We start from the raw sequence: 13,502 nt of genomic DNA on the forward strand, positions 1-13,502 counted from the left end.
TACTGGCCTTTCATCCAATTGTCATATTTCAGCCATAGAGTGTTCACGCGGCCTGCTGATACTTGGCCCCGACTTAACACACCCTATCTGCTAGGAGTAAGGCATGAAACTGAAGCGTTTGATGGCGGCAATGACTTTTGTCGCTGCTGGCGTTGCGACTGCCAACGCGGTTGCCGCTGTTGACCCGTCGATCCCGAGCTACACCAAGATCACTGGTGTGTCGGGCAACCTGTCTAGCGTCGGCTCCGATACCCTGGCCAACCTCATGACCCTGTGGGCCGAGAACTACAAAAAAGAATACCCGAACGTAAACATCCAGATTCAGGCTGCCGGTTCGTCTACCGCGCCACCTGCGCTCACTGAAGGCACCGCTAACCTGGGCCCGATGAGCCGCAAGATGAAGGACACCGAGCTGCAAGCCTTCGAAACCAAATACGGTTACAAGCCAACCGCGATTCCGGTTGCTGTGGACGCCCTGGCTGTCTTCGTACACAAAGACAACCCGATCCAGCACCTGACCATGGAACAAGTCGACGCGATCTTCTCGTCCACTCGTCTGTGCGGCGCTAAAACCGAGGTGAAAACCTGGGGTGACCTGGGCGTGACCGGTGATCTGGCCACCAAGCCGGTTCAACTGTTCGGTCGTAACTCGGTATCCGGCACTTATGGCTACTTCAAAGAAGAAGCCCTGTGCAAAGGCGACTACAAGCCAAACGTCAACGAACAACCAGGTTCGGCTTCGGTCGTGCAGTCGATCAGCTCCTCGCTGAACGGCGTTGGTTACTCGGGCATCGGCTACAAAACCGCTAGCGTGAAGACTGTGGCCCTGGCCAAGAAAGGCACCACTGAATTCGTCGAAGACACCGAAGAAAACGCCCTGAACGGCAAATACCCGCTGTCGCGCTTCCTCTACGTTTACGTCAACAAAGCCCCGAACAAGCCTCTGGCCCCGCTGGAAGCCGAGTTCGTGAAACTGGTTCTGTCCAAACAGGGCCAGGAAGTTGTAGTGAAAGACGGCTACATCCCACTGCCGGCCAAGGTTGCTGCAAAAGCACTGGCTGACCTGGGTCTGCAAGAAGGCGGCGACGTCGCAAAGAAGTAACACCTTGAGTCCGGGATGATTTCCGGACTCCAGTGGGGGCGGGTACGCCCGTCCCCACACACCTCTAATTTTCTGTCCACTGCCAGTTCCCGCTGGCGGAGGATTTGTTGCGTCACTGCATTGTCATCTTTCTGTCATACAGGATCGCTAGGGTGTGCGCATGACTGATCTGGCCAATTCCACCATGACTACTAATCCCCCCAAGCGAATTGATTTCAATACGCCTGAACTGCAACGCAAGCGCCGCATCCGCGCGCTAAAGGATCGCCTGACCCGCTGGTACGTCCTCGTTGGCGGCCTTGCCGTTCTTGGCGCGATCACACTGATCTTCTTCTTCCTTGCCTACGTCGTCCTGCCCCTGTTCCAGGGTGCCGACCTGACCGCCAAGGACGCCATCACGCCCGCCTGGATGCAAGACGCCGGCAAGCCGCTGATGATCTCCCTGGAAGAGCAGAACCAGGTCGCCATGCGGGTTTCCGACAAAGGGCAGGCGCTGTTTTTCGACATCGACAGTGGCGCTGAACTCAAGCGCGTCGATCTGCCGATCCCGGCCGGCACGACCGTGACCTCCATCGGCGAAGACCAACCGGGCCATCCATTGGTGGCGGTGGGCTTGTCCAATGGCCAGGCGCTGGTGTTCCGTCACACCTATAAAGTCAGCTACCCGGACGGCAAGAAGACCATCTCGCCGGCCGTCGAATACCCGTACGGCGAAACCCCGATCGCGCTGAACGAGGCGGGCGGTGCGCTGGAGCACGTCAGCCTCAACGCCACTGATTCGACCCTGATGCTGGTCGGTTCCACCGGTTCGCAACTCAATGTGCTTTCGCTGACCAGCGAAGAAAACATGATGACCGGCGAAATCACCAACGAGCAGAAGCGCATCGACCTGCCGCAAATGACCGAGCCGGTGAAGAACATCTTCGTCGACCCGCGTCAGCAGTGGCTGTATGTGATTAACGGTCGTGCCCAGGCCGACGTGTTCAGCCTGCGCGACAAGAGCCTCAACGGTCGCTACAAGCTGCTCGAAAACGGCGATGCCGAGATTACCGCCAGCACCCAGCTGGTGGGCGGTATCTCGCTGATCCTCGGCGATTCCAAAGGTGGCCTGGCTCAGTGGTTCATGGCTCGCGATCCGGATGGCGAACAGCGCCTGAAGCAGATCCGCACCTTCCAGATGGGCACCACGCCGATCGTTGAAATCACTGCCGAAGAACGTCGCAAAGGCTTCGTTGCCCTTGATGCGTCCGGCAAGCTCGGCGTGTTCCACAGCACCGCGCACCGCACCTTGCTGGTGGATCAGGTGGTGGAAGGCCAAGGCCTTTTCGGTCTGTCGCCACGGGCCAACCGCGTGATCGTCGAAGCGGGCGGCAAGATTCAACCGCTGCTGCTCGACAACCCGCACCCGGAAGTGTCGTGGAGCGCGTTGTGGAGCAAGGTCTGGTACGAGAACTACGACGAGCCTAAATACGTCTGGCAATCGACCGCCGCCAACACCGACTTCGAGCCGAAGCTGAGCCTGTCGCCACTGACTTTCGGTACCCTGAAAGCCGCGTTCTACGCCATGCTGCTGGCCGCTCCATTGGCCGTCGCTGCGGCGATCTACACCGCGTACTTCATGGCCCCGGGCATGCGCCGCAAGGTCAAACCGGTGATCGAGCTGATGGAAGCGATGCCGACGGTGATCCTCGGTTTCTTCGCCGGCCTGTTCCTCGCACCTTATGTAGAAGGGCATTTGCCGGGCATCTTCAGCCTGCTGATGCTGATGCCGATCGGCATCCTGGTGGCCGGTTTCGGCTTCAGTCGCCTGCCTGAGTCCATCCGCCTGAAAGTGCCGGACGGTTGGGAAAGCGCGATCCTGATTCCAGTGATCCTGTTCGTGGGCTGGCTCTCGCTGTACATGAGCCCGTACATGGAGACCTGGTTCTTCGGCGGCGACATGCGCATGTGGATCTCCCACGACCTGGGCATCACCTACGACCAGCGCAACGCACTGGTGGTCGGTCTGGCCATGGGCTTCGCGGTGATCCCGAACATCTACTCCATCGCCGAAGACGCCGTGTTCAGCGTGCCGCGCGGCCTGACCCTCGGTTCCCTGGCACTTGGTGCTACCCCGTGGCAGACCATGACGCGGGTGGTGATCCTCACCGCCAGCCCGGGCATCTTCTCGGCACTGATGATCGGCATGGGCCGTGCGGTCGGTGAAACCATGATCGTGCTGATGGCTACGGGTAACACCCCGGTCATGGAAATGAACCTGTTCGAAGGTCTGCGAACGCTGGCCGCCAACGTCGCGGTGGAAATGCCCGAATCGGAAGTCGGCGGCAGCCACTACCGCGTGCTGTTCCTCTCGGCGCTGGTGCTGCTGTTGTTCACCTTCGTCATGAACACCCTCGCGGAACTGATTCGTCAGCGTCTGCGCAAGAAATACTCGTCGCTTTAAGAAAGGTAGAAGTCTGTGAAACAGAACTCCCTGAATGGATGGTTCAAGAGCGGCGCCCCCGGCGTCTGGATCAGCGGTGGCGCGGTGTCCATCGCGGTCATCATGACCATTGGCCTGCTCGCGGTGATTGCCGTGCGCGGTCTGGGTCACTTCTGGCCGGCGGACCTGATCCACGCCAGCTACGACGTACCGGGCCAGGCTAATCACCTGGTCATCGGCGAAGTGGTGCAGAAAGAAGAAGTGCCGCGCGCGCGCCTGAAAAGCGCCGGGCTGCCGGTGCCTGATGAAGGCCCGGAGTTCATGACTCGCGAGCTGATCAAGGTCGGCAACCGTGACTTGAACGGCAACGACTTCACCTGGATCGTCGGCGAGTGGCTGACCAACCAGAAGACGCCACCTGAGCTGATGGCCATCGAGCGCCGCGAGTGGGGCAATTTCTACGGCTACCTGGTCAACGTCAAACAGGACGGCAAGGTCATCGCTGAAGGCGAGGCTGCGTGGCCTGAGTTGCAAGCCCGTGTTGCCCGCGTCAACCAGCTCGCTGCACAGCTCAAGACCCTGGAAAAAGTCGACATCGGCGCGATCAACGCCGGTCTCGAACGCATCCGTCTGCACAGTCGCAAACTGGAACTGGCCGGCAAGCTCGATGCCGCCGCGCAAGCGGACATGGAATCCGAGCGCGCCGAGCTGAACGCACGTTATCAGGACATCGAAGCACGTCTTGCCGACCTGCACGCCCAGTTCAACCGCGACAGCCTGACGGCCCGCGATGCGAACGGCAAAGAGATCCTGATCGACATCGGCAAAGTGGTTCACGCCTACCAGCCGAACGCCATGGGCACGATGACCAAGATCGGTTTCTACTTCAGCAAGGTCTGGGAATTCCTCAGCGACGACCCGCGTGAAGCGAACACCGAAGGCGGGATCTTCCCGGCCATCTTCGGCACCGTGATGATGACCCTGATCATGGCGATGATCGTGACCCCGTTCGGCGTACTGGCGGCGGTTTACCTGCGTGAATACGCCAAGCAGAACGCGCTGACCCGGATTATCCGCATCGCCGTGAACAATCTCGCGGGCGTTCCGGCCATCGTTTACGGCGTGTTCGGTCTGGGCTTCTTCGTTTACGTACTGGGCGGCTCGGTCGACCGGTTGTTCTTCCCTGAAGCGTTGCCGGCGCCGACTTTCGGTACACCGGGTCTGCTCTGGGCTTCCTTGACCCTGGCGCTGCTGGCGGTGCCGGTGGTGATCGTGGCCACCGAAGAAGGCCTGGCGCGGATTCCTCGCACCGTGCGTGAAGGCTCGTTGGCCCTCGGCGCGACCAAGGCTGAAACCTTGTGGAAGATCGTGCTGCCGATGGCCAGCCCGGCGATGATGACCGGCATGATCCTCGCCGTGGCTCGCGCCGCCGGTGAAGTGGCGCCGCTGATGCTGGTGGGTGTGGTGAAACTGGCGCCGTCGCTGCCGCTGGATGGCAACTACCCGTACCTTCACCTTGATCAGAAGATCATGCACCTGGGCTTCCATATTTATGACGTCGGCTTCCAGAGCCCGAACGTCGAAGCCGCACGACCGCTGGTGTACGCCACGGCGCTGCTGCTGGTACTGGTGATCGCGACATTGAACCTGTCGGCCGTTTACATCCGTAACCATCTGCGCGAGAAATACAAAGCGCTGGATAGCTAATCAACACCGAACTGTAGGAGCGAGCTTGCTCGCGAAAAGGGTACATCCGACACTTTTTCTGTGTCTGACAGACCATCGCGAGCAAGCTCGCTCCTACAGAAAGAATTGCGTAACCGCAGGTTTGACCTGCGGCCCCGAACCGAATTTGTCAGCACAGGGAGCCTCCCATGCAGCACGAAGCACATACCCACGGCATCAACATGTCCGCCCTGGGCCGCGACAAACAGAGCCTGAGCCTTGAGCAGGAAACCGTGGCCATCGAAGTGCCGGGCCTGAGCCTGTTCTACGGCGAAAAACAAGCGCTGTACGACGTCAGCATGAACATTCCGAAACAGCGTGTGACCGCCTTCATCGGCCCGTCCGGCTGCGGCAAGTCCACGCTGCTGCGCACCTTCAACCGCATGAACGACTTGGTTGACGGCTGCCGCGTAGAAGGCGAAATCAACCTGTACGGCAACAACATCTACCGCAAGGGCGAAGACGTGGCCGAGCTGCGTCGTCGCGTCGGCATGGTGTTCCAGAAGCCGAACCCGTTCCCGAAAACCATTTACGAAAACGTGGTTTACGGCCTGCGCATCCAGGGCATCAACAAAAAACGCATCCTCGACGAAGCCGTTGAGTGGGCGCTGAAAGGCGCAGCGCTGTGGGACGAAGTCAAAGACCGTCTGCACGAGTCGGCACTGGGCCTGTCCGGTGGTCAGCAACAACGTCTGGTGATCGCGCGCACCATCGCCGTGGAACCGGAAGTGCTGCTGCTCGACGAACCGTGCTCGGCACTCGACCCGATCTCCACGCTGAAAGTCGAAGAGCTGATCTACGAACTGAAATCGAAATTCACCATTGTCATCGTGACCCACAACATGCAACAGGCCGCGCGGGTTTCTGACTACACGGCGTTCATGTACATGGGCAAACTGGTGGAGTTCGGCGACACCGATACGCTGTTCACCAATCCGGCGAAGAAGCAGACCGAAGACTACATCACCGGTCGTTACGGCTAGGAAGCTGTGGTTGCTCACTGAACTGATGCTGCGGTCGACCGCACCTTACCGGACGCTCCAAGGACGCCAACATGATTAGCAAAGAAGGCCTTACCCACCACATTTCCGCGCAGTTCAACGCCGAGCTGGAGGAAGTGCGCAGCCACCTCCTGGCCATGGGCGGGCTGGTAGAGAAGCAGGTCAACGACGCGGTGACCGCGCTGATCGAGGCCGACTCCGGCCTGGCCCAGCAGGTGCGCGAGATCGACGACCAGATCAATCAGATGGAACGCAATATCGACGAAGAATGCCTGCGCATTCTGGCCCGTCGTCAGCCGGCTGCGTCCGACTTGCGTCTGATCATCAGCATCTCCAAGTCGGTGATCGACCTTGAGCGCATCGGCGACGAATCGACCAAGATCGCCCGCCGCGCCATCCAGTTGTGCGAGGAAGGCGAAGCGCCGCGCGGTTACGTCGAGGTTCGCCACATCGGCGACCAGGTGCGCAACATGGTGCGTGACGCACTGGACGCGTTTGCCCGCTTCGACGCCGACCTGGCGTTGTCGGTGGCGCAGTACGACAAGATCATCGACCGCGAATACAAGACCGCCCTGCGTGAGCTCGCCACCTACATGATGGAAGACCCGCGCTCTATCTCGCGGGTTCTGAGCATTATCTGGGTTCTGCGTTCGCTGGAACGGATCGGCGACCACGCGCGCAACATCTCCGAGCTGGTGATTTACCTGGTGCGCGGCACCGACGTGCGTCACCTGGGCCTCAAGCGCATGAAGGAAGAAGTTGAAGGGACAAGTGGTGAAACCGCTAATGTTCCGGGCGAAGTTGACGATAAGTAAGATTGCCCAAGTAAAGCGCCCGGCCTTTTGGCCGGGCGTTTTTGTTTAGGGGCTTACGAATTCGAAAGCAGCACCCGCGAACGAAAAGTCCCGGCGTGACTGAAGGTTTTTGGCAAAGTGCCATCAGACAGTTGGTATGCTTGCCGGGATTTTTTAAAGGGGTAGTGGATGAGTAAGGTCAGTGTGTTGGTCGTGGACGATGCGTCGTTCATTCGTGACCTGGTGAAGAAGTGCCTGCGCAACTACTTCCCGGGGATCCGGATCGAAGACGCGATCAACGGCAAGAAGGCTCAGGCCTTGCTGGCACGGGAAGCGTTCGACCTGGTCCTGTGCGACTGGGAAATGCCGGAAATGTCCGGCCTGGAATTGCTGACCTGGTGCCGCGAGCAGGACAACCTCAAGAGCATGCCCTTCGTGATGGTGACCAGCCGTGGCGACAAAGAGAACGTCGTCCAGGCGATCCAGGCCGGGGTTTCCGGCTACGTCAGCAAGCCGTTCACCAACGAGCAACTGCTGACCAAGGTCAAGCAGGCGCTGAACAAGGTCGGCAAGCTCGATACCTTGATGAACAGCGCACCGACCAAAATGAACTCGGCGTTCGGCAACGATTCGTTGAGCGCATTGACCGGTGGCAAGCCTGCTGTGGCCAGCGTCGCGCCTGCTCCTGCGCCGGTTGCCCCGATCGCTCGACCTGCCGCCGCTGCGCCAGCGCCAGCAGCTGCCGCACCGTCCCGTGGACTGCTCAACAGCCCGCCGGTGAAGGCACCGGCTGCCTCTACAGCGCCAACCGGCGGTCGTGGCCAGGGCCAGTTGCGCCTGCCGAACGGTATCCAGCAATGCGTGATCAAGGCCTTGAGCCTCAAGGAAGCGCTGCTGGTGGTCAAACGCAGCGAAGCCCTGCCGCAGGTGCTCGACAGCGCCGTGCTCGATCTGGAGCAGGGTGACAATGCTGAAGTCGCGCGTCTGAACGGATACCTGCACGCCATCGTCGCCCACGAGCAGAAACCCGACAGCGAATGGCTGCAACTGACGTTCCGCTTTGTCGACCAGGACGCGCAGAAACTGGATTACATCTCCCGTTTGATCGCACGTGGTACGGCGCAGAAGCATTTCATACCAGGCGCGTGATCTTCGTCGCCTGACAGTCCGTCTTCGCGAGCAAGCCCGCTCCCACAGGTACAGTGTGAATCCTGTGGGAGCGGGCTTGCTCGCGAAGGGGCCTTCTGTTTCACCACACATCCCCTGAACTGCCCATTTTGAAACATCTGCCGACTATCCGGGTCCATTGCAGCTGCTAGGCTCATCCCCAGGCCTTACTCGACAGAATTTTTGCCCATGCTCGCGCGCCTGCTGTTTTTCTGTGGTCTGTTCATGGCCGCCACCACGGCCATGGCCATGACCATCTACAAATCCACTGATGCCAATGGCGTGGTTTCCTACAGCGACCGCCCCACGAAGGGCTCCCGGGTGTTCACTTTTCGCGATCGCATGGTCGAGCACCTTGAGCGACAGGTGTACCTCGTCATCACGAAGAAGAAGGGCGTGGACAGCGTTTACGTGCGCAATGACCTGTATGCGCCGGTAGAGATCGAGTTGAGTTTCGCCGGGCTGCAGAACGTCAGCGGTGCGCCGAGCAGGCCGATTCGCCGGGTCATGCCTGCGCGCAGCAGCATTCGTCTGGCGCTGCTCACGGCCACGAAAGCCAAGATGCCGCTTGTGTACGCCCCCAAATTTGAATACTCCCTGGGCGATCCCTCAGGGGCTGCCATGGCCTATCGATACCCTTTCCCTTGGCGTGGCGGCCCGTTTCGGCTGAGTCAGGGCGCCAATGGACAGTACAGTCACTTCGGCCCAAAGAATCGCTACGCCATGGACATCGCCATGCCCGTGGGCACGCCGATCATCGCGGCGCGAGGCGGAGTGGTGGTGAAAACCGAGAATGCCCAGACCGGGCGCGGAACCGACCCGTCGGGCAATTTCGTGCGGGTGCTGCACGATGACGGGACGATGGGCGTGTACCTGCACCTCAAGCAAGGGTCGGTAAGCGTTCGCGAAGGGCAACGGGTGTCGGTGGGGAGTCCGCTGGCGCTGTCGGGCAATACCGGCAACAGCAGCGGGCCGCACCTGCATTTCGTGGTGCAGCGCAATACCGGGTTGGGGCTGGTGTCGATTCCGTACCAGTTCAATCAACCGGTGGGGGCGCTGCCCAACTTTGCGCTCGGCAAACAGTGAAAGCGATGGAGATCAACTGTGGCGAGGGAGCTTGCTCCCGCTCGACTGCGCAGCAGTCGTAAGATTTGGGGCCGCTTCGCGACCCAGCGGGAGCAAGCTCCCTCGCCACAAGAGCCTGCTCATCGCCGGCAATGCAATCAGTCGAGCATCAACACCTTGGCCAGAATGATCTTCGGCCCTTTCATCTTTTTGATGATGATCCGCAAGCCTTCGACTTCCAGCACTTCTTCCTCTTCCGGCACCCGTTTCAGGGTTTCGTAGACCAGCCCGGCGAGGGTTTCGGCTTCGACGTGGTCAAGGTCAATGCCCAGCAGGCGTTCGACTTTGAACAGAGGTGTATCACCGCGTACCAGCAGCTTGCCCGGCTGGTACGCGAGAATCCCGCGCTCGGCCTTGTGGTGTTCGTCCTGGATATCGCCGACCAGGGCTTCCAGCACGTCTTCCATGGTCAGGAAGCCGATCACCTTGCCGTCGGCCTCCTCGACCAAGGCGAAGTGCGCGCCGCCCTTGCGGAACTGTTCCAGCAGGCTGGACAGCTGCATGTGCCTGGTCACCCGCTCCAGCGGGTGCAGGAGCTCGATCAGATTGAACTTGGACGGCAGCATCTCCAGCACCGACAACTGCAGCAGCAGGTCCTTGATGTGTAGCAGGCCGATAAAGCTGGCGGTTTCCTCGTCGTACACCGGGAAGCGGCTGTACTTGTGACGACGGAACAGGCTGAACACTTCTTCCAGCTTGGCCGTGCTGTTGAGGTAGACCAGGTCTTCGCGCGAGTTGGCCCAGTCGACCACTTCCAGCTCGCCCATTTCCACGGCCGAGGCCAGCACGCGCATATCCTGGTCGCTGGGGTCGCTGGCGCGACTGGAGTGGAGGATCAGCTTGAGCTCGTCGCGGTTGTAATGGTGCTCGTGATGGGGGCCGGGTTCACCCTGGCCGGCAATCCGCAGGATCGTGTTGGCGCTGGCGTTGAGCAGGTAAATGGCCGGGTACATGGCCCAGTAGAACAGGTACAGCGGCACGGCGGTCCACAGCGACAGCAGCTCCGGTTGGCGGATGGCCCAGGATTTCGGCGCCAGTTCGCCGACCACAATGTGCAGGTACGAGATAACAAAGAACGCGGCGAAGAACGACACGCCTTTGATCACTTCGGGCGACTGCACGCCGATGGCTTCCAGCAGGGGTTCGAGGATGTGCGCGAACGCCGGTTCACCGACCCAGCCAAGGCCCAGGGAGGCGAGGGTGATACCCAATTGGCAGGCCGACAGGTAGGCATCGAGCTGACTGTGAACGGTGCGCAGGATGTGTCCGCGCCAGCCGTTTTTCTCAGCGATGGCCTCGACCCGGGTCGAGCGCAATTTGACCATGGCAAATTCCGCCGCAACGAAAAAGCCGTTGAGCACAACCAGGATCAGAGCAAAAAGAATCATGCCGAAATCGGCAAAGAGTGTCGCGAGGGTCAAGCCAGGGGAAGGGTCCATGATGGAGTTTTGCGGGTTCCGTGTATTCGAAAGGAAAGAAAAATGTGTGCCTGAAGGGCAGGCACAAGTCAGCCAATGTAGCGGCTGACCGGGCGATTGCCTAGTGGCGAGTGCTGGCCGGTATCAATCGGCCGTGCGGATGACTCGCGTTTTCGTGACCTGAGCCGGCGCGAAATGGCAGGTAAACGTACTGCCGTGGCCTGGCACGCTGCTGATTTCCATCCGTGCGCGATGGCGCAGCAACACGTGTTTGACGATCGCCAACCCAAGCCCGGTGCCACCGGTGTTGGAGTTGCGGCTGGAGTCGACACGGTAGAAACGTTCGGTCAGGCGCGGCAGGTGTTTGCTGTCGATGCCGATGCCGGAGTCCTGCACGCTCAGGTGTGCGCCTTGCTCGTCGGCCCACCAGCGAATGCGGATGTTGCCTTCGGCCGGGGTGTATTTCACCGCGTTGAACACCAGGTTGGAAAACGCGCTGCGCAGTTCGGCTTCGCTGCCCTTGAGCTGAATCGTCGGGTCGGCTTCGAGGGTGATGTGCTGATTTTTCTGCCCGGACAGTTGCTGAGCGTCGCTGGTGATCGATTGCAGCAAGCCCTCGATGGCCACGGGCTGGTTGTCCGACGGGTAATCGGTGGCTTCCAGTTTGGCCAGCAGCAGCAAGTCGTTGAGCAACGTCTGCATGCGCCCGCCTTGTTGCTGCATTTGCTGCAAGGCACGGCTCCAGCGCGGGTTCACGTCCTCGACATTGTCGAGCAGGGTTTCCAGATAACCGCAGATCACCGTCAGCGGTGTGCGCAATTCGTGGGAGACGTTGGCGATGAAGTCCTTGCGCATCTGTTCCAGCTGATGGATGCGCGTCACGTCGCGCACCAGCATCAAGTGTTCGTTGTTGCCGTAGCGGGTGATGTACAGCTGAATGCGCAGGCGATCGTTGGTCGGTGACGGGATTTCCAACGGTTCGGCGTAGTTTTCCTGCTCGAAGTATTCCTTGAAGCGCGGATGGCGTACCAGGTTGGTCACCGGCTGGCCGCTGTCCTGCGGCGTCTTGAGGCCGAGCAGGGTTTCCGCCGCGCGGTTCCACCATTCGAGGTTGCCGTCGGTGTCGAGCATGATCACCGCGTCTTTCAGCGCGGCAGTGGACTCCTGGACCCGGTCGATCACCGCTTGCAGGCGTCCGCGCACGCGTTGGTCGCGGCGTTGCAGGTGATAGATGCTGTCGAACACTTCGCCCCACAGGCCATAGCCATCGGGCGGTGCATCTTCGGATTTGTGCAGGCGCAGCCACTCATGCAGACGCAGCAATTGCTTGAGGGTCCAGGTCAGGTAAAGGCCCAGGCCCGCAGCGAGGCTCCAGCCGTAGTAGCCGGTAATCAGGCCGATCACCAGGCAGGCGGTGACCAGCAGCAGCATGTGGCGAATCAGGGTGCCATGCCAGTTTTGGTTCACTTGAGCGCGCGTCCTTGTCAGCTTGTCGGGCGGGAAAGGTACGGATCAGGCTTTGGTGGAAAACCGGTAGCCGGTGCCGCGCACGGTTTGTACCAGATTTTCGTAAGCATCGCCGAGGGCTTTGCGCAGACGACGGATATGCACGTCGACGGTGCGCTCTTCGACATACACATTGCCGCCCCAGACCTGGTCCAGCAACTGGCCACGGGTGTAGGCGCGTTCCTGGTGGGTCATGAAGAATTGCAGCAAGCGATATTCGGTCGGGCCCATCTCGGCGGGTTTGCCGTCGATGGTCACACGGTGGCTGATCGGGTCCAGCAGCAGGCCGCCGACTTCGATCGGTGCCTCGCCGTCGGTAGGTCCGGCACGGCGCAGCACAGCCTTCAAGCGCGCGACCAGCTCACGTGGGGAAAAGGGTTTGGTGATGTAGTCGTCGGCGCCGACTTCCAGGCCCTGGATCTTGTTGTCCTCTTCGCCCTTGGCGGTGAGCATGATGATCGGAATGTCACCGGTCAGTTCATCGCGCTTCAAGCGGCGAGCCAGTTCAATGCCGGAGGTGCCGGGCAGCATCCAGTCGAGCAGGATCAGGTCCGGTTTGCGGTCGACAATGATGGCGTGGGCCTGCTGCGAGTTCTCGGCCTCCAGACAGTCATAGCCGGCCATTTCCAACGCAACGGCGATCATTTCGCGAATGGGCGCTTCGTCGTCGACGATCAGAATGCTCCTGCCAACCATGCCGTTAATCCTCTTGTCATTTAACTGTCTTGCGCCGCATTAGATAACGGAATTATTGCAGTCGTGTGACAGTATTTTAGTCGCCCGGCGATTCTCATGTTCCTGAACTAAGCTGTAAGTCCGAACCCTGACAACCACAAAAGGAAGGTTTCCATGAAGCAATACTCGCATTCCTTCAAGGCTCTGCTGCTGACTGCAGCCTTGGCGTTGCCATCAATGGCTTTCGCGGCTGAGCCTGTGATGATGAAAGAAGGTGTGATGGCGGACCACAAAGGCATGACCCTGTACACCTTCGACAAAGATACGGGTGGCAAGTCTGTGTGCACTGGTGAGTGTGCAGAATACTGGCCACCGTTCAAGGCGGAAGCGGGTGCCAAGGCCGAAGGTGACTGGACAATCGTCAAGCGTGACGATGGCACGATGCAGTGGGCCTTCAAGGGCAAACCGCTGTACTACTTCAAGAAGGACGCGAAACCGGGAGACAAGGCCGGTGACAAAATGAAGGACGTCTGGCACGTCATCACCAATTCCGGACCGAAGATGTAG

The 13,502-nt window shown here is 60.1% G+C and carries 11 protein-coding genes; 8 read left to right on the forward strand and 3 right to left on the reverse strand.

What is annotated here, in order from left to right; genetic code table 11:
* Positions 1–103: 103 nt before the first annotated feature.
* The 7 genes from ACYZTL_RS16085 (at position 104) to ACYZTL_RS16115 (ending at position 9,297) form a co-directional block, all read left to right on the forward strand.
* The gene (locus ACYZTL_RS16085; RefSeq protein ID WP_461952620.1) at positions 104–1,102 is read left to right on the forward strand and encodes a phosphate ABC transporter substrate-binding protein PstS family protein; all 999 of its coding nucleotides are present in this window, start codon (positions 104–106) and stop codon (positions 1,100–1,102) included.
* A gap of 409 nt (positions 1,103–1,511) precedes the next feature.
* Positions 1,512–3,545: an ABC transporter permease subunit gene (locus tag ACYZTL_RS16090; RefSeq protein ID WP_461954320.1), complete on the forward strand. Its 2,034-nt coding sequence runs from the start codon at positions 1,512–1,514 to the stop codon at positions 3,543–3,545.
* Positions 3,546–3,560: 15 nt separating this feature from the next.
* Positions 3,561–5,231, forward strand: coding sequence for a phosphate ABC transporter permease PstA (pstA, locus tag ACYZTL_RS16095; RefSeq protein ID WP_461952621.1), 1,671 nt, complete (start codon positions 3,561–3,563; stop codon positions 5,229–5,231).
* A gap of 167 nt (positions 5,232–5,398) precedes the next feature.
* On the forward strand, positions 5,399–6,232 hold the full coding sequence (pstB, locus tag ACYZTL_RS16100; RefSeq protein ID WP_059403832.1) for a phosphate ABC transporter ATP-binding protein PstB: 834 nt from the start codon (positions 5,399–5,401) through the stop codon (positions 6,230–6,232).
* Positions 6,233–6,303: 71 nt separating this feature from the next.
* Positions 6,304–7,065, forward strand: coding sequence for a phosphate signaling complex protein PhoU (gene phoU, locus ACYZTL_RS16105; RefSeq protein WP_253433929.1), 762 nt, complete (start codon positions 6,304–6,306; stop codon positions 7,063–7,065).
* 168 nt (positions 7,066–7,233) lie between these two features.
* On the forward strand, positions 7,234–8,193 hold the full coding sequence (locus tag ACYZTL_RS16110) for a response regulator (protein WP_461952622.1): 960 nt from the start codon (positions 7,234–7,236) through the stop codon (positions 8,191–8,193).
* 207 nt (positions 8,194–8,400) lie between these two features.
* Positions 8,401–9,297 carry a peptidoglycan DD-metalloendopeptidase family protein gene (locus ACYZTL_RS16115; protein WP_461952623.1) on the forward strand — a complete coding sequence of 299 codons (897 nt, stop codon included), beginning with the start codon at positions 8,401–8,403 and terminating at the stop codon, positions 9,295–9,297.
* Between the two features lie 137 nt (positions 9,298–9,434).
* Here ACYZTL_RS16115 and ACYZTL_RS16120 read toward each other — a convergent pair whose 3' ends face one another.
* From ACYZTL_RS16120 to phoB, 3 genes are all read right to left on the reverse strand, one after another.
* Positions 9,435–10,775, reverse strand: coding sequence for a hemolysin family protein (locus ACYZTL_RS16120; RefSeq protein WP_461952624.1), 1,341 nt, complete (start codon positions 10,773–10,775; stop codon positions 9,435–9,437).
* A gap of 123 nt (positions 10,776–10,898) precedes the next feature.
* Positions 10,899–12,185: a phosphate regulon sensor histidine kinase PhoR gene (phoR, locus tag ACYZTL_RS16125; RefSeq protein ID WP_461954321.1), complete on the reverse strand. Its 1,287-nt coding sequence runs from the start codon at positions 12,183–12,185 to the stop codon at positions 10,899–10,901.
* Positions 12,186–12,266: 81 nt separating this feature from the next.
* On the reverse strand, positions 12,267–12,956 hold the full coding sequence (phoB, locus tag ACYZTL_RS16130; protein WP_007896474.1) for a phosphate regulon transcriptional regulator PhoB: 690 nt from the start codon (positions 12,954–12,956) through the stop codon (positions 12,267–12,269).
* A gap of 153 nt (positions 12,957–13,109) precedes the next feature.
* On the opposite strand from phoB, the gene ACYZTL_RS16135 reads away from it, so the two are divergent.
* On the forward strand, positions 13,110–13,502 hold the full coding sequence (locus tag ACYZTL_RS16135) for a COG4315 family predicted lipoprotein (protein ID WP_461952625.1): 393 nt from the start codon (positions 13,110–13,112) through the stop codon (positions 13,500–13,502).

This window comes from Pseudomonas sp. LB3P81 (assembly GCF_054897965.1).

Coding starts and splice junctions, on each gene's coding strand:
- ACYZTL_RS16085 (WP_461952620.1), top strand. CDS start 104: ATGAAACTGAAGCGTTTGATGGCGGCAATGACTTTTGTCGCTGCTGGC.
- ACYZTL_RS16090 (WP_461954320.1), top strand. CDS start 1,512: ATGCAAGACGCCGGCAAGCCGCTGATGATCTCCCTGGAAGAGCAGAAC.
- pstB (WP_059403832.1), top strand. CDS start 5,399: ATGCAGCACGAAGCACATACCCACGGCATCAACATGTCCGCCCTGGGC.
- phoU (WP_253433929.1), top strand. CDS start 6,304: ATGATTAGCAAAGAAGGCCTTACCCACCACATTTCCGCGCAGTTCAAC.
- ACYZTL_RS16110 (WP_461952622.1), top strand. CDS start 7,234: ATGAGTAAGGTCAGTGTGTTGGTCGTGGACGATGCGTCGTTCATTCGT.
- ACYZTL_RS16115 (WP_461952623.1), top strand. CDS start 8,401: ATGCTCGCGCGCCTGCTGTTTTTCTGTGGTCTGTTCATGGCCGCCACC.
- ACYZTL_RS16120 (WP_461952624.1), bottom strand. CDS start 10,775: ATGGACCCTTCCCCTGGCTTGACCCTCGCGACACTCTTTGCCGATTTC.
- phoR (WP_461954321.1), bottom strand. CDS start 12,185: ATGCTGCTGCTGGTCACCGCCTGCCTGGTGATCGGCCTGATTACCGGC.
- phoB (WP_007896474.1), bottom strand. CDS start 12,956: ATGGTTGGCAGGAGCATTCTGATCGTCGACGACGAAGCGCCCATTCGC.
- ACYZTL_RS16135 (WP_461952625.1), top strand. CDS start 13,110: ATGAAGCAATACTCGCATTCCTTCAAGGCTCTGCTGCTGACTGCAGCC.